General features: G+C 42.9%; 14 protein-coding genes. 6 read left to right on the top strand and 8 right to left on the bottom strand.

Annotated elements, in window-relative coordinates; genetic code table 11:
* Positions 1-25: 25 nt before the first annotated feature.
* Complete coding sequence (locus SHALO_RS14705) at positions 26-1489, bottom strand: flagellin B (protein ID WP_069479196.1); 1464 nt, start codon at positions 1487-1489, stop codon at positions 26-28.
* Positions 1490-1647: 158 nt separating this feature from the next.
* Here SHALO_RS14705 and topA point away from each other — a divergent pair, with 158 nt between their 5' ends.
* The 3 genes from topA to SHALO_RS14720 all read left to right on the top strand — a co-directional run bounded on the left by topA (position 1648) and on the right by SHALO_RS14720 (position 6094).
* Positions 1648-3720 (top strand): type I DNA topoisomerase, encoded by a 2073-nt coding sequence (gene topA / locus SHALO_RS14710; protein ID WP_069479197.1) that lies wholly within the window; start codon positions 1648-1650, stop codon positions 3718-3720.
* Between the two features lie 101 nt (positions 3721-3821).
* On the top strand, positions 3822-4667 hold the full coding sequence (locus tag SHALO_RS14715) for a biotin synthase (protein ID WP_069479198.1): 846 nt from the start codon (positions 3822-3824) through the stop codon (positions 4665-4667).
* 140 nt (positions 4668-4807) lie between these two features.
* The gene (locus tag SHALO_RS14720; protein WP_069479199.1) at positions 4808-6094 is read left to right on the top strand and encodes a citrate synthase; all 1287 of its coding nucleotides are present in this window, start codon (positions 4808-4810) and stop codon (positions 6092-6094) included.
* A 46-nt stretch (positions 6095-6140) separates the two neighbouring features.
* Here SHALO_RS14720 and SHALO_RS14725 read toward each other — a convergent pair whose 3' ends face one another.
* From SHALO_RS14725 to recA, 4 genes are read right to left on the bottom strand one after another with little or no spacing between them, the layout of a single operon-like run.
* Complete coding sequence (locus SHALO_RS14725; RefSeq protein WP_069479200.1) at positions 6141-6848, bottom strand: AMIN domain-containing protein; 708 nt, start codon at positions 6846-6848, stop codon at positions 6141-6143.
* Positions 6849-6861: 13 nt separating this feature from the next.
* On the bottom strand, positions 6862-7134 hold the full coding sequence (locus SHALO_RS14730) for a septum formation initiator (protein ID WP_025346251.1): 273 nt from the start codon (positions 7132-7134) through the stop codon (positions 6862-6864).
* The gene (eno, locus tag SHALO_RS14735; RefSeq protein ID WP_069479201.1) at positions 7131-8402 is read right to left on the bottom strand and encodes a phosphopyruvate hydratase; all 1272 of its coding nucleotides are present in this window, start codon (positions 8400-8402) and stop codon (positions 7131-7133) included. Before eno ends, SHALO_RS14730 begins: the two co-directional genes overlap by 4 nt.
* Entirely contained in the window at positions 8399-9436 is a 1038-nt protein-coding gene (gene recA / locus SHALO_RS14740; protein WP_025346253.1) for a recombinase RecA, read from the bottom strand. The genes eno and recA overlap by 4 nt, the downstream gene beginning before the upstream one ends.
* A 156-nt stretch (positions 9437-9592) precedes the next feature.
* On the opposite strand from recA, the gene SHALO_RS14745 reads away from it, so the two are divergent.
* Genes SHALO_RS14745 through SHALO_RS14755 form a run of 3 tightly spaced genes read left to right on the top strand, consistent with a single transcriptional unit; the run spans position 9593 to position 11509 of the window.
* Entirely contained in the window at positions 9593-10456 is an 864-nt protein-coding gene (locus SHALO_RS14745; RefSeq protein ID WP_069479202.1) for a menaquinone biosynthesis family protein, read from the top strand.
* A 13-nt stretch (positions 10457-10469) separates the two neighbouring features.
* Positions 10470-10736: a flagellar biosynthesis protein FliQ gene (gene fliQ, locus SHALO_RS14750; protein ID WP_025346255.1), complete on the top strand. Its 267-nt coding sequence runs from the start codon at positions 10470-10472 to the stop codon at positions 10734-10736.
* On the top strand, positions 10736-11509 hold the full coding sequence (locus SHALO_RS14755) for a UDP-N-acetylmuramate dehydrogenase (protein ID WP_069479203.1): 774 nt from the start codon (positions 10736-10738) through the stop codon (positions 11507-11509). The genes fliQ and SHALO_RS14755 overlap by 1 nt, the downstream gene beginning before the upstream one ends.
* Positions 11510-11658: 149 nt before the next feature.
* Here the strand turns inward: SHALO_RS14755 and tsaD are convergent, their stop codons facing one another.
* From tsaD to SHALO_RS14770, 3 genes are read right to left on the bottom strand one after another with little or no spacing between them, the layout of a single operon-like run.
* Entirely contained in the window at positions 11659-12660 is a 1002-nt protein-coding gene (gene tsaD, locus SHALO_RS14760; RefSeq protein WP_069479204.1) for a tRNA (adenosine(37)-N6)-threonylcarbamoyltransferase complex transferase subunit TsaD, read from the bottom strand.
* Positions 12661-13407, bottom strand: a complete 747-nt coding sequence (locus SHALO_RS14765) for a M15 family metallopeptidase (protein ID WP_025346258.1) — start codon at positions 13405-13407, stop codon at positions 12661-12663.
* A gap of 34 nt (positions 13408-13441) precedes the next feature.
* Complete coding sequence (locus tag SHALO_RS14770) at positions 13442-16327, bottom strand: bifunctional diguanylate cyclase/phosphodiesterase (protein ID WP_069479205.1); 2886 nt, start codon at positions 16325-16327, stop codon at positions 13442-13444.
* Between the last annotated feature and the right edge of the window lie 3 nt (positions 16328-16330).

A 16330-nucleotide genomic window follows, 5' to 3' on the forward strand; every position in this document is an offset into this window, starting at 1 on the left:
TCGAGTAGCACTACGCTATTTTAAACTATTGAAGTAGTTTAAGTACGTTTTCTTGTGAAGCGTTAGCTTGGCTCAATGCATAACTTCCTGATTGTGAAAGAATGTTATATTTTGAGTAATTTGCTGACTCAGTCGCAAAGTCAACGTCACGGATTTGAGATTCCGCTGATGTAACGTTTACTTGTGTAACAGAGATATTGCTGATGGTTGATTCCAATTGATTTTGAACAGAACCAATATCCGCACGAATACTATCAAGTGTCTCTTGCGCCGTTTGAGCAATGGAGATCATCGCTTGTGCACCCGCATACGTGGTTACACCTGCTGTCAAATCTTCGCCATACCCTGTCGCTGTTGAACTCGTATACGCACCTATTGCATCCGCATCACCAGAAGAAATTTCACCCATCATATCGCTAAGGCTTAAGCTCGCTTCTGCTGCACTGCTTAGACCTGTTGAGCTATAACCCGTTACAACAATATCTGCTGCACCAGAACGTGTGAGTGTTAAACGTCCTGTATAATCACCTGCAGAGATACCTACAGTAGTCAATGATCCACCTGAAAGTTGGATTGCTCTACCATCCGTTGAAGTAAGCTCTAATTTACCTTCAGCGTCAATACTTGCACTAACACCTGTTGTGTCAGAGTATTGATTGATCGCATCGACGACAGTACCGCTACTATCATTTTTTTCTACATCAAGAGATGATGCAATGGTAATACCATTGATAGTAAGATTTGTAATCGTACCAGAAGCAATAGCTGTACTACCTGTTTCAGTTAAGCTCCAGCTCGCCGTGACGCCTGTTGCATCTGTACTTTTATTGATCTCATCTGCTAATGCACCAATACCTGTGCCCGCACTGGTACTAATAACAACAGAAGCAATTTTAACATCCGCACCCGTAGAAGAAGAGAATGTAAGCGTTGCTTCACCAAGAGTTGTTCCCATATCACTGGTTTCAAAACGTGTTTGACCAATTTTATCAGAACTTGTTGATGCAATACTCATACTGACCGTTTGGTTAGAATACGCACCAATTTGGAACTCAGAGTTGGTAAAGTTACCTGAAAGAAGGTTTTTACCATTGTATGAAGTGGTAGACGCGATGTTATCAAGCTCTTCCAACAAAGAAGCGATGTCAGATTGAAGTGCTTGACGTGAACTTGAACTTTGACCATCTTGCGCAGCTTGTACAGCTTTGGTTTTGATGGTATCAAGAATGCTAATTTGCTCATCCATCGCACCATCTGCAATTTGAGCGATAGATACTCCATCGTTCGCATTAGAGATCGCTTGGCTAAGAGAACTAGCTTGTGAACGAAGAGAGTCAGCAATTGACATACCTGATGCATCATCAGCTGCAGAGTTGATTCTCAAACCTGAAGACAATTTGGAGAGCGAGTCGTTCAAACTGTTACTTGTTTTGTTAAGGCTGGTTTGCGCAGTAAGAGCCGCAATGTTCGTGTTAATACGGAAACTCATGATAAATCCTTTTATCTTTGGTATTTCGCAGGCGTCCTTGCCTTTGATGAAAACAAGATCGTCGCCTCAAAAAAAAACTTTAATCCCAAGCGCTATTTTTAAAAAGATTTTTTTTAGATAGAATACACAAAAATGTTTACATGTAAAATGGAAAAGAATTGAAAAATCTCATTATTGTCGAATCCCCGACTAAAGCAAAAACGATTAAGAACTTTTTAGGTAAAGACTACACAGTTGTCGCTTCCAAAGGACATATCCGCGATCTTCCCAAAAGCAGTTTTGGTATCAAGATCGACAACCAAACCTTTACCCCAGAGTACCGCATCCCTAAAGATCATGCGGCGGTGGTGAAAGAGATCAAAGATCTCGCAAAAACGGCTGATCAAGTCTATATCGCGACCGATGAGGACCGCGAGGGTGAAGCTATTGGTTTTCATATCGCTACGGCCATTGGTAAAGACCCACAGTCACTTCCACGTATCGTCTTTCATGAGATTACCAAAACTGCAATCACCCATGCGCTTGAAAATCCTAGGGTTTTAGATGCGAGTAGCATTAACGCGCAACAAGCGAGACGCTTGCTAGATCGAATCGTTGGGTACAAGCTCTCTCCACTCCTCTCATCCAAAATCCAAAAAGGGTTAAGTGCAGGACGGGTTCAATCGTCCAGTCTTAAAATCATCGTGGATCGTGAAAAAGAGATCAAAGCCTTTAAAGAAGAAGAGTTCTGGAGCATCGATGCACTGTTTAACAAAACCATTGAATCCTCTTTGGTCGAGTTTGAAGGTGAAAAAATCGAAAAAATGACGATCACTAACACGGAACGTGCGCATGTGATCAAAGAAAAACTTCTCACAGAAGCTTTTAAAGTAGCCCTTTTAGAGAAAAAAGAGCGCGAAAGCTCTCCAAGTCCTGCGTTTATGACATCCACACTTCAACAAAGTGCGTCTAGTAGCCTAGGCTATTCACCTAAAAAAAGTATGATGATCGCGCAAACCTTGTACGAAGGTGTTAAAACACACCAAGGTGTCATGGGTGTCATCACCTATATGAGAACCGACTCCTTGAATATTTCCAAGGAAGCAATCGAAGCGGCACGTGATCAAATCAAAAAAAACTATGGCGATGCGTATCTGCCTGAAAAACCACGTTTTTATGCCAACAAATCTAAAAGTGCCCAAGAGGCGCACGAAGCGATTCGCCCTACTATCTTAGAATTTACTCCAAATATTGCCAAAGAGTTCCTAAAACCAGATGAACTCAAACTCTATACACTGATCTACAACCGCTTTTTAGCGTCTCAAATGAACAATGCACGTTTTGAATCCCAAACGCTGATGTTTGAAAGCAACAGTGGAAAGTTCAAAGCCAGCGGTCGCAAGCTTCTTTTTGATGGTTTTTATAAAGTGTATGGCGACAATGACAAAGACAAGCTTTTACCTGACCTTGCATTGGGACAAGAGGTCAAACTGACCAAAATTGATGCAAACCAACACTTTACAGAGCCACCATCACGTTACTCAGAAGCGAGCCTCATTAAAAAACTTGAAGGTCTTGGCATTGGTCGTCCATCAACCTATGCACCAACCATCTCGGTTTTAACGGCGCGTGATTACATTACGATTGAGAAAAAACAGATCATTCCTACCGAAATTGCCTTTCAAGTAACCGAGCTTTTAGAAAAGCATTTTCCCCAAATCGTTGACTCCTCGTTTACCTCTACTATGGAAGAGAGACTCGACTTAATCGCTGAAGACAAAGAGGATTGGCAGGCAATTTTATGGGAATTTTATGAGCCTTTTGAAGCACAAGTTGCCAAAGGTAAAACGGACATCGAAAGCCAAAAAGTGGTTGTTTTCACAGGCGAAATATGTCCAGATTGTGGTAAAGAACTTGTCAGACGTAAAGGTCGTTTTGGCGAGTTTATTGCATGCAGTACTTATCCTACATGTAAATACACCCAAAACCTTAAAAAAGTAAGTGAAACAGCGCCTAAGGAGAAAATAACCCTTGCGGTGCCTTGTCCTGAATGTGGAGGACCGATTTTGGAGCGTAGTTCACGTAGAGGTAAATTCTTTGGTTGTGGTAACTACCCAAAATGTAAATTTATCTCTAACCACGAACCGACGGAGAAAAAATGTCCTGAGTGTGACTACATTATGGCAAAACGTGAACTGCGTAAAAAAGAGATTTTTGAATGTATCAAATGCAAACACAAAGAGGACGCTTAAGTCGTTTTGACAGATAAAACCCTACGCACCCTTGGTGCTTGACTGCTTGCAAATCTGAATCTACAAGCAGTCTCAACTTTACATGTAAGGAATCTTCATTGATGAAAAAATCAATCTTTTTATGTTCTATTTGTAATATCTCCAGTGGAAGCTGTGCCGAGGATTGTGGATTTTGTACGCAAAGTGCGCACCATCATGCGGACATTGAACGTTACAAATATAAACCTGTCGATCAAATTGTTTTTGAAGCAAAAAGTGCCGCGAGCAATGGTGCTTTAGGATTTTGCCTTGTTACCTCAGGGCTGGGATTGGATGATAAAAAACTCGCCTTTGTCACCGAAGCGGCGCGCGCAGTGCGTTCAGTTCTTCCTGAGATTCATCTCATTGCCTGTAATGGCATGGCAAATGTTGAGCAACTGCGCGCCCTTAAAGAGGCTGGTGTGAACTCGTACAACCACAACCTTGAGAGCTCCCAAGCGTTTTATAAAACAATCTGCACCACACACACATGGGAAAGTCGTTATGAAACCTGTTTACATGTAAAAGAATCAGGACTCTTCTTGTGCAGTGGTGGCATTTTTGGGTTAGGCGAAAGTAAAGAAGATCGCGCTTCGTTTATCGAAAGTGTCAAATCACTGAACCCTGAGACGATGCCACTGAATTTTTACATTCAAAACCCCGCACTGCCACTCAAAGCAAACCCGTTAAGTGAAGCAGAAGCGTTAGAAATTATTACGCAAGTAAGAGCGGCATTGCCCAATACAAGACTGATGGTCGCGGGTGGACGTGAGATCACATTTGTTAGCCCCAATTGCGATATATTTGCAGCCGGAGCCGATGCCATCGTTATTGGAGACTATCTGACCACCAAAGGTGAACTGCCTAAAAAAGATCGCGAAATGATCACACGTTTAGGATACGACATTGCATCAAGCTGTCACGCGTAGCAGATTTACTGCTACGCTCTACCTAAAACTTTGAAACTAACTTTTATACTATTCTTCTCTCTAATATAATAACGCTTACAATTTATGAAGCATGCAAAACAAAATTTGATATACTATTTTATTACTAATAAAGGATGCCTATGAGTAAAGAGACCGTTACCCTTATCGACAATCGTACGGGCACAGAGTATGAATTTCCGATCCTTAAGTCAACACTAGGACCTGATGTTGTAGATATTTCTACCTTCTATGGTAACACAGGAATGTTTACGCTTGATCGCGGCTTTACCTCTACGGCAAGCTGTAGGTCACGTATTACCTACATTGATGGGGATCTTGGAAAGTTGATGTATCGTGGCTACGACATCGCCTACTTGGCAACTAAAAAGTCGTTTTTAGATACCGCTTTTTTACTTTTACACAAAGAACTCCCGAGCAAAGATGAGTACAAAAACTTTTTGATGGAACTTAAAAAGCGCTCCTTTATTCATGAAAGTATGCGCAAACTCTTCGATGCGTTTCCTGATAATGCGCATCCAATGGCGATTTTATCGGCTGCAGTTTCAGCGCTTTCAACCTTTTATTTCGATCACCTCGATATGGACTCACCAGAGCAAGCCAAAGAGATGGCGCACCGCATCATTGCAAAAATACCAACGATTGCCGCCTTTTCATACCGCTACTCTCAGGGCTTACCGATCATCTATCCTGACTTAGACAAAGGGTTTACAGAGAATTTTTTATACATGATCAGAGGCTATCCTCATCACCATATTGACCTCAAACCGATCGAAGTCAAAGCACTCGACACCATCTTTACCCTGCATGCAGACCACGAGCAAAATGCTTCTACAACAGCGGTTCGTGTCGTTGCCTCCACCCATGCACATCCGTATGCGGCTATTTCAGCGGGTATTGGTGCACTTTGGGGAAGGGCTCATGGAGGAGCAAACGAGTCGGTGATTCGTCAGCTTGAACTCATTGGCAGTGTTGAGAATGTGGATAAATTTATTGAAAAAGCAAAAGATCCAAATGATCCGTTTAGACTGATGGGCTTTGGTCACAGGGTCTATAAAAACTTCGACCCACGTGCAACGATTTTGAAAAATCTTCAAAAACAGTTGGTCAATGATCTTTCGATTGATAGCGAATTGATGGAAGTCGCACACCGAATTGAAGAGATTGCGCTCAATGATGAGTATTTCATTAAACGTAAACTCTACCCCAATATCGACTTCTATTCAGGGCTTATTTTGCAAGCGCTTAAAATCCCTAAAGATATGTTTGCCGTTATCTTCGTGATTGGTCGAACGCCTGGGTGGATTGCGCAATGGCTTGAGCTAAAAGAACAACCCGACATGAAGATTGCACGCCCGCGCCAACACTACCTTGGACCGCTTGAGCGTACGCCTAAATACGATATATAACACCGTTTACATGTAAGGATTTTCCCTTACATGTAAAACCCTTTTCCTACTTCAATTTAACAATATACCCACCATTAAACGCTTGCAAATCATAACGATAATGCCCATCGAGTAAGAGTGCAATACGGTAAAATCCATCATGACTACCTAACGTTGCAGAGACAAAAGGTGCTTTGTTAAACTCTAAGCTTTTCGTTCCGTACGCATTCACTTTTTTAAAATCGATCACAACCTTGTAAGGATCAGCAATGAGAAAATCTCGGATTTTACTCTCTTTGGTAAAAATAGTAATCTCGTTTTGATTGATAAAAAAGGAGAGATCTTCATTTAACTTAAAGGCGTTACTTGCGTTTGCATTAGCCGTTGAGGAGGGTTTTTCCTCTTTGAGAATCGGTGCGGGTGGAAGATCTTTTTTCTCAATTGGTAGTGGTGTTACAACAGGGACACTCGGTATAGGCGCATTGGTTTCTGTTTTTTGACTTAACATAAGTGGTAAATGCCAATCAACATTCTGATCAATTGCAACAATCTCTTCGCTGATAGATCCGTCTAAATTTTGAAACGTTACAGAAGCACTTTTTAAAATACGTGCGCTGCTTGGAAGGGTTAGCGTGGTGCTTTTAAAGTCGGTTAATTCGTCTTTAATTTGTGTGGTTTTCCCCACCGTTTGCGGAGACATACTTGTCTCAAAAGGATTTTCTCTCGCCTCTAATATCACTGCAAGAGATAGAAAAAGCCAAAGAATCTTCTGCATCTGCTCTCCTTAATTATCGATCGGGGTCCAATTGTCGCAATTCAAAGTACTCTTTTTGTAACACAGCATTCTCATCTTTGAGACTTTTGATTTTTGAAGTTAACGTGTCTTTGTCGGCTTGGAGATTTAAAAGCACATCCAGTGAGCTTTTTCCAAATAAAACATCTCCGATATAGAGTCCAAAGCCAACGACCAAAACCACTAACGATAAAATTTTGAGATAAAAGAGAGCAGATCTTCCGCTCTCTTCGGCTTCATCGTCAAATTCGTCTAAAACATCACTCATTTAGTAAAGAGTTGTTTTCCTATGTACTCGCCAAGCTCAAGCTCTTTCTCGATCTCGAGCAAACGGTTGTATTTAGCCGTTCGCTCACCGCGAGCTGTTGCGCCTGTTTTGATCTCACCGGTATTCAACGCTACGGCAAAATCGGCAATAAACGCATCTTCGCTCTCACCACTTCGGTGACTCATCACACATTTGTAGTTGTTGCGTTGTGCAAGGCGAACCGTTCGCATGGTTTCTGTGACAGAGCCAATTTGATTGGGTTTAATCAAAATTGCATTACCAATACCTTTGGCAATGCCCTCGCCTAAGATTTTCTCATTGGTCACAAAAAGATCATCGCCCACAAGTTGAATTTTTGAACCCAATTTCTCGGTCAAAAGTTTCCAGCCATCCCAGTCATCTTCACTCAAACCATCTTCGATCGAAACAATCGGATATTTCGCGCAAAGGTTCTCATAGTATGCTACAAGCTCAGCACTGCTGAGTGTTCTTTTTTCAGAGTCAAGTTTATAACCACCATCACACACAAGCTCACTGCTAGCAACATCCAGAGCAATCGCAATATCAATGCCCGGTTTATAACCTGCTTTTTCAATCGCTTGCATAATCACTTTAATCGGCTCTTCATTGTCTTTCAAATTGGGCGCAAAACCACCCTCGTCACCAAGTGCTGTGCTCTCACCCATGCCTGCGATGATTTTTTTCAACTGATGATAGACTTCAACGCATGATCTGAGTGCCTCAGAAAAATTCTCAAAATTAAGTGGCATGATCATGTATTCTTGAAAATCAACGCTGTTATTGGCATGGCTTCCGCCATTGATGATATTAAACATAGGCGTTGGAAGCGTCATAGCGTTGCTTCCACCAAGGTAACGGTAGAGTGGAATGCCTAGACTCATAGCAGAAGCGCGCGCAACTGCCATAGAGACACCCAAAACTGCGTTTGCGCCTAAGCGTCCATAGTTTTCGGTTCCATCCAATTTTTTCATCGTTTCATCAATCATTGCTTGATTAAACGGGTTAAGACCAATGAGTTCATCTGAAATTTCAGTATTCACATTTTCACACGCTTTGAGCACACCTTTGCCCATATAGCGACTGTCCGCATCTCGTAATTCTAACGCTTCTCGTTTGCCCGTACTTGCGCCACTGGGTACAATCGCACTGGCAACGGTTCCATCGCTAAGGGTTACTTTGGCACGAACCGTTGGATTGCCACGACTATCGAGTACTTCGTCTGCTGCAATATCTTCGATATAGATCATTCATCTTCCTTTATCTCATCGGCACCACATGTCATAACCATCGCATTGCCACCGATTGCTTGTTTGATTTTCTCTTCAATTTCTAACGCTAACGCTGTGTTTTCTTTTAAAAATGCTTTTACATTCTCTCGACCTTGCCCCAATTTTGTCTCATTGTAACTAAACCAAGCGCCACTTTTATCGATGATGTCAAGCTTGACACCATAATCGACCATTTCGCCCTCTTTTGAGATACCTTCGCCGAACATAATATCAAACTCCGCTTGACGAAACGGAGGTGCCACTTTATTTTTAATGACTTTGGCTTTGACTCTGTTACCAATCTGCTCTTCGCCTTGTTTAAGGGTCGCGATTTTACGCACATCAATACGCACGGAAGCGTAAAATTTCAAGGCATTTCCACCCGTTGTCGTTTCAGGGGAACCATAACCCATCGTACCGATTTTCATACGAATTTGGTTGATAAAAATAACGGTGGTATTCATTTTGTGTACCACTGCGGTGAGTTTACGAAGGGCTTGACTCATGAGTCTTGCTTGAACGCCCATGTGCGAATCGCCCATATCGCCTTCAATCTCACTCTTTGGTGTCAGAGCTGCGACCGAGTCAATAACGATCACATCTACTGCGCCACTGCGTGCCAATGTCTCAACGATGTCGAGTGCTTGTTCACCAAAATCGGGTTGCGAAACCAAAAGGTTTTCGATGTCTACGCCCAAATTTCCTGCGTATTTGACATCAAGGGCATGCTCGGCATCGACAAAGGCGCAGACACCGCCTTGGGATTGAGACTCCGCAATGATTTGAAGCGACAATGTCGTTTTTCCCGAACTCTCAGGTCCGTAAATTTCAATCACACGACCTTGAGGAATACCACCGATTCCAAGGGCAAGATCGAGCCCAATGGAACCCGTGCTAATGGATGCAATGGGTTCAACCACTTTATCGCCTAGTCTGACCAGTGCCCCTTTTCCAAACGCTTTGTCGATCTGTTTGATCGCAAGGTCAAGTGCTTTTCTTTTATTTTCGTCGATTTGCATTGTACTACCTCTTTTATAGTGTTATTATTTTATCATTTTGAGCTTGAAAAAGCCCTTTGAAGCAATTCTATACGATTTTTACAAAAGCGGTTCAAAATATTTCAATATGTAATATGTTAGAATAATCCTAACACTTTTGTAAGGATACTTTTGAAAACCTTAACCGTAGCGCATTCACCCGATGCTGATGATATTTTTATGTATTATGCCATTAAATTTGGCTGGGTGAGCACCCCTGAACTTAGCTTTGAAAATCTAGCGCTTGACATAGAAACCTTGAATGTTGAAGCTCTGAAAAACAGTTATGATATTACTGCCATTAGCTTCGCACTCTACCCTAAAATTCGCAGTGAATACGCGCTCTTGCGTACTGCGGTGAGTTTTGGCGAAGGGTATGGGCCTAAGCTTGTGAAGAAACAAGCGTCCAAACTCAAACGCAATTTTAAAGTAGCCCTCAGTGGAACCCATACGACCAATGCACTTTTATTTAAAATCGCTTATCCTGAAGCGCGCATCATCTACAAAAACTTCTTAGAGATCGAGCAAGCCGTGTTGGATGGCGAAGTGGATGCGGGAGTTTTGATTCATGAGAGTATCCTCAATTTTAGCGATGAGCTCGTGGTTGAACGAGAGCTCTGGGACATCTGGAAAGAGTTGTGCAAAGAAGAGCTTCCACTTCCTTTAGGCGGCATGGCGCTTCGTCGCTCGATGCCCATTTCGCGAGCGATTGTTTGCGAAGATGCACTCATTCAAGCCGTCAATGTCGCACATACGCACCAAGGAGTTCTTTCAAAAATGCTGCTTGAGCGAAATCTGGTTCGTGTCGATCAAGCAACGCTGAAAAAATACCTAGGACTTTATGCCAATGAACACTCCATCGAAATGAGCGATCTTCAGTACCAAGCGATTGACACACTCTTTGAAATCGGCTTTAAACATGGCTTTTACGACCAATCCATCAAGGCACGCGACTATCTTATTCCCAAAGAATACGACGCACTGCGCAACAGCTAAAAGGAGCGATTGAATGGAAGCAAAGCTTATCGGTCTTGGCGTTGAAACATTTAAAATAGCCCTTCTTCTCTCCATGCCGATGCTTCTTGCTGGGTTGGTGGCAGGTCTAGCGATTAGTATTTTTCAAGCCGTAACGCAAATCAACGAATCAACCCTGAGCTTTGTGCCCAAAATTCTTATCACCATTGTGGTTGCCATTTTGACAATGCCGTGGATGATGAACATGATGATCGAGTTTACCACTCGCATTATTGATATGATCCCTTCGTTTATCTTTTAATGACGAAAACCGTTAATTTCTCGACCTTCTCCAGCATCAAAATTGGCCCGATCGTCGATGTTTTACTGCTGGATTCTCTGGCACCTCTGCCCGAAAACTACCGTCTGATTGGAGGCGCGAACAACCTTCTTGTAAGCCCCAATCCACCGCCTCTTGCGATGCTGGATAAATGTTTTGACTTCATTCGTTTGGAAGAAAATGTTTTACATGTAGGCGGTGCAACACCGAGTGGAAAGATGCTCTCCTTTGCTAAAAAACACAACCTCTCAGGCTTTGAACTGATGCAAAAACTCCCCGGAACGCTTGGAGGCATGATCGCGATGAATGCAGGACTTAAAGAGTGGGAGATTTTCAACAACCTTAGTGCGATTCGAACCAAACAGGGATGGGTTGAAAAAGCACAGATAAAACACGGCTACCGCTTCGCCAAAATCGAAGGTGTCGTCTATGAAGCAACCTTTACATGTAAAGAAGGTTTTGATGAAAATCTGCTCGCGATGTTCAAACAAATGCGCGATAATCAACCCAAAGAGGCAAGTGCAGGAAGCTGTTTTAAAAACCCTGTGGGTAATTTCGCAGGCAAACTTATTGAAGAGGCTGGCTTTAAAGGCAAACGCGTAGGCGCTATGATGTTTAGCCCTGTTCACGCCAACTTTTTGGTGAATTGTGGTGGGGGAAGCTACGCGCAAGCGATAGAACTAATCGCATCAGTGAAAGAAGAGGTTTTCAAGCGCTTTGGGGTGAAACTGGAAGAAGAGATTATCATCCTTTAGCTTTATAGTTAATAGACGTCTTGCAAAACTAAGTTTGCAAGACGTAAAAAGCACCAAAGGTGCGTGGGCATTCCGCCGAGGAAAACGCAGTGTTAACGTAGTCTTTAGAGCTTTGCTTTAAAGACATGTAAAGAGTTCTGCAAAGAACTCTAATAAAAAATATCTTTCGATGAACTGCGTACTTTCAAATCGGCGACGGCGACAAAAGCGTCTTTGTGGTACGCTTCCACGGCACAACGCCCGATCATAGCGGCATTGTCGGAGCAAAACTCCATTTTAGCCGTGTGCAGTTTGGCTTTTTTGGAGGCGCAAAAAGCTTCGAGTTCACCTCGCAAGTACAAATTGGCGCTTGCTCCACCTACGACTCCAAAATGCTCCACAGAGCGCTCTTTGTACGCTTTTTTGATCTTTTGCATCAGATGGGCAACCGCTACGCGTTGAAACGAAGCGCAGATGTCGCAGATGGTTTGCTCATCAAGATTCCCGTGTGCTTCAATGCAGAGCCTCACTTGATTTTTAAGCCCCGAATAGCTAAACGCCAGCAGTGAGGAAGAGGTACCTTGCAGCGGAATTGTAAAATCAAACCGCTTTGCATTGCCTTTTTTAGCGTATCTTTCGATAATGGCGCCTGCAGGATAAGGCAGTCCGAGCATTTTTCCCACTTTGTCAAAACTTTCACCAAAGCTATCATCCATCGTTGTGGCAAGGAGCTTTATCTCGTCCAAATTCGTTACATGTAAAAGCTGTGTGTGTCCGCCCGAAACCAGTAAAACATCGAGAGGGAAAAGCGTTTCAGCCTCAATAAACAAAGAGCAGATATGCCCTTTGAGATGATTGATACCCAAAAGCGGAAGATTCAGCGCCACACTGAGCGCTTTTGCCATACTCACACCCTCAACCAGTGTCACCGAAAGCCCTGGCTCATTCGTTACCGCAATCGCTTTAAGCTGTGAAAAATAGGATTTTGCCTCTTCCAGTATCTTGGGCAATGTCACCGCGTGTAGACGGGCAGCCAGTTCAGGAACCACGCCACCATACTGAGCATGTTCCGCATCTTGGGAGATTTTTTTATGAAAAAGAAGTTTTTTGTCTTTAAGGCGCGTGATCGCAATCGAGCTATCATCGCAGCTGCTTTCAATGCTTAAAATCATCTACACAATCTTCACGTGCCACGGCTCAAACCTGACGCCATCGCCATTGCCAATGGTGTAGCGTGTTGAGACATAGGAGAGTTTTTGCAGATTCCAAAACTCCTCGGTACGTGCGAAATTTGCTGTAAAATTTTGATGTCCCCAACCACGTTTACCCACATCAAAATCACCCACAGAGTGGTATGAAAATCCTGGAGGCACGAGCGAGCGCGATGCCATAGTGATGTTGCCATTTTCATTTTTTATTTTTTCGAGATGGAGGCTCAGCTGTTTGACCACACTGCGCACGCCTGAGGTTAACACAAGGGTCGGTCCAATATCTTTCATCAAACGAAGTAAAAGCTCTTGGGAGATGTCACGGTAAACATAATGCCCTGTACCATCTATCTTGATCACATCTTTTTCTTGGATCGTATCGCTTAAATGCTCAATCGTCCGCTTCCCGTAAAAGCCATAGATCACAGGGTCGGTGTAAAAAATCTCTTCCATATAGGCAATTTCAGTAGGCGTGAAGGCACCAATTTTAGGGAAATTTTTAGCGATTTTTAGGGTTTCATCAAAGGAGATTAGATTGAAGTTTGCATATCCAACGGTATGTTCTACCTTATCCAGTTTTTGAATGACAGATTCAAAGACGGCTTTGTGTTCATTTTTAATCCAAATATCAGGATGTTTCAGCTCATCGGCTTGTGCTAAACTCCCGATAAGCGTTGCGCCCATCACTCCTAAAAAGTCTCTTCGTATCATTTTCGCCCTATGTGTTGGTCATTATTCTATGTGATTATAACATGTGCGCTTGATTTTTCAATAAGAGCTCCACATCGTGCGCAGGTATGGGTTTGCTAAAGAGATACCCTTGCATCAATTCACACCCACTGCTGTAAATAAACTCTTTTTGCCCTTTCGTCTCCACACCTTCTGCAAGCACCTTAAGCCCAAGCCCACGGCCAAGTTCAATGATGGTGCGTGCAATCGCGCGATCTGCCCCACTCTCTTCCAAATTTTGCACAAAACTTTGATCAATTTTAAGCTTTGTGATCGGAAGCTGCTTCAGGTACGCCAAGGAGGAGTGCCCTGTTCCAAAATCGTCGATGGAAATGTCTACACCCAGTTCTCGAAAACGCTTTAAAAGGGCGATGGATTTGGAGGTGTCTTTCATAATAAACCGCTCCACAATCTCCATCTCAATCCATTCAGGCTTACAGCCGCTCTCCCGTAAACTTTGAATCATAAACGCGACTAACCCCGCAGATTCGAGCTGTTTTCCTGCGATATTGATCGCCGTTTTACCAGGATCAAGGCCCATGTCATACCATGCTTTAATTTGGCGCATGACCTCTTTGATGACCCAATTACCAATCTCAACGATCAGTTCGCTCTCTTCAGCAATGTGAATAAAATACCCTGGTGCGGTAAGGCCTCTGGTCGGATGATTCCACCGTATCAACGCTTCAAATCCCACAATTTTATCGGTCTGAAGGTTAATCTGCGGTTGATAAAAAATAACAAACTCATCATTGGCAAGTGCTTTATTTAAACTTTTTTCTACTTCAAGATGCTCATTCGTCTCTTCGTTCATCTCTTGGTCAAAAAAGACGTAGCGATTGCGCCCTTTGGATTTGGCTTTGTACATGGCAATATCGGCATTTTTAAGCAGTTTACTCGCCGTTTCACCATCATTGGGGTACACACTCACCCCAATACTCATCGTGATTTTAAAGCTCTCATTTCCTAAACAGAAGGGCTCTTGAAAAGCATTGACCAGCTTTTTAATCGCAATAAAAATATCGCTCACATCTTTACACCCATCGAGCAAGACGATAAACTCATCCCCACTCAGACGCGCTACCGTATCGGTCTCACGCACACTGTTTTGCATCCGTCCTGCAATCGTTTTTAAAAGCATATCGCCCGCGTCATGCCCCAAGGAGTCATTGACACTTTTAAATTTATCGACATCCACAAACATCACGCCTAACACTTTGTTATCACGACTCGCTTTTTTGATCGACTGGGTGAGCCTGTCTTGCAGAAGATTGCGGTTGGGAAGCCCCGTGAGCGTATCGTGTTCTACTTGATGAATTAAGAGTTTTTTCTGCTTTTTATTCTCTTCCTCAAGCTCTTTACGCATCGTAATATCTCGTACCGAACAGTGCTGGATGATGCCTTTATCCATGCGAATCGTTGTCATCATCACACTGATCCAAAACAGCGCCCCATCACATGCCCTTGCTTGCCACTCAAACTTATGCACCCCTTGTTGCGACGCTAACGCATTCATCCAGAGCGCTTTTTCATACGAACTTTGATCATCGGGTTGAAATTCAGGAGAGAGATCGGAGAGGGTTACATTGATGAGCTCTTTTTTATCGCTGGCTTTAAACATACGTATGATGGCTTCGTTACAATCAACAAAAATACCCTCTTTGAGTAACCAAATACCATCGGCAGACTTTTGATACAGCGTTTCAAACACCAATTTTTGCTCACGAATCTGTTTATTGCTCAGCAAAAGATGATTTTCGTAGCGAGATAAAACCGATCGAAGCTTCGTTGAGATAAAAAACATAATGCCCATCACTAAAAGCATAATGATAAGGGAAACGGCTAGCATATTGATGATGGTGGATTGCATTTTAGCGCGCAGCAATTGTTCTTGCTCTAAAAGAGCATTGTTCTCCTCAAAAAGATAGGCACCTGTGCCAATAACCCACCTAAATTGGGGGATGGGGCGAATAAAAGAGATCTTGCTGCGATCCTCCGCCGTGGGATGATACGAAGCGACATAGGTCATGAAAAAGCCCTCAAGATTTCGCTTGCCCCCTTCGACAATATCTTTGATCACGGAATGCCCATTGATCACGACATCGAGTCTATTTTTCCCAACCAAAGAGTGATCACCATGGGAGATCGTGTACCCATCATAATCGTACGCAAAGATGTAACCGTATTCACCATACTTGGTATTTAACAGCAGTTTTTGGGTCTCTTTTTTGATGCGCTCTCGCACTTCATCTTCATACCGACCACTAGCGACATAGATGTTTAAAGGAGAAAATTGTCGTACATAGCCTATTTTAGTGCGTACGTTTGTATCTCTAGGGTTTTTCCAAGGGTAAACTAAAGAGAAAGCCTCTTCTGCTTTAAGCCGCTCAATCCCCTCTTTGATAAAAAATCGACCGTTCTCATCTTGCTCATCAAGAAAATTTTTACCCTCTAACTCTTTATTGGCACCGTGCATGACACACGTTCCATCCAACCCAAAAACCACATAATACCCACTCAAATCACTAAAAAAGCGTGTATCTCGAAGTTTGTTTTTGATTTTTTGCAAGATCTGTTCACGGGGAAGATTAGGGTTTTCGGTATAAATATCATTGATAATTTGATACGAAAGATTGACGATATTTTTGATCTCGTCTCTGGCTTCACGCATGATAAATTTCTCATTTTCATTGATGTACTCCACGAGTTTATCAATGCGCTCTTGCGCTTGCGCTTTGGAACGTTTTACATAAGCAATGCGTGTGTTATCAAGGGATTTTTGGTACTCCGCGCGCTCTGCGGTGATCACAATAACCAACGTAATCGAGAAGGTCAGCAAAATGGCAAACGCTGGCAAAAAAACAATCCATTTGGTAATATTTTGTTTCTTTAAGCTCAGCAATGC

The organism is Sulfurospirillum halorespirans DSM 13726, from assembly GCF_001723605.1.
Lineage (GTDB): Bacteria > Campylobacterota > Campylobacteria > Campylobacterales > Sulfurospirillaceae > Sulfurospirillum > Sulfurospirillum halorespirans.

What these genes read in the sequence shown, in the direction of transcription:
- SHALO_RS14705 (WP_069479196.1), bottom strand. Translation starts at nt 1,489, where the DNA reads ATGAGTTTCCGTATTAACACGAACATTGCGGCTCTTACTGCGCAAACC.
- fliQ (WP_025346255.1), top strand. Translation starts at nt 10,470, where the DNA reads ATGGAAGCAAAGCTTATCGGTCTTGGCGTTGAAACATTTAAAATAGCC.
- eno (WP_069479201.1), bottom strand. Translation starts at nt 8,402, where the DNA reads ATGATCTATATCGAAGATATTGCAGCAGACGAAGTACTCGATAGTCGT.
- SHALO_RS14715 (WP_069479198.1), top strand. Translation starts at nt 3,822, where the DNA reads ATGAAAAAATCAATCTTTTTATGTTCTATTTGTAATATCTCCAGTGGA.
- SHALO_RS14725 (WP_069479200.1), bottom strand. Translation starts at nt 6,848, where the DNA reads ATGCAGAAGATTCTTTGGCTTTTTCTATCTCTTGCAGTGATATTAGAG.
- tsaD (WP_069479204.1), bottom strand. Translation starts at nt 12,660, where the DNA reads ATGATTTTAAGCATTGAAAGCAGCTGCGATGATAGCTCGATTGCGATC.
- SHALO_RS14765 (WP_025346258.1), bottom strand. Translation starts at nt 13,407, where the DNA reads ATGATACGAAGAGACTTTTTAGGAGTGATGGGCGCAACGCTTATCGGG.
- SHALO_RS14755 (WP_069479203.1), top strand. Translation starts at nt 10,736, where the DNA reads ATGACGAAAACCGTTAATTTCTCGACCTTCTCCAGCATCAAAATTGGC.
- SHALO_RS14720 (WP_069479199.1), top strand. Translation starts at nt 4,808, where the DNA reads ATGAGTAAAGAGACCGTTACCCTTATCGACAATCGTACGGGCACAGAG.
- SHALO_RS14730 (WP_025346251.1), bottom strand. Translation starts at nt 7,134, where the DNA reads ATGAGTGATGTTTTAGACGAATTTGACGATGAAGCCGAAGAGAGCGGA.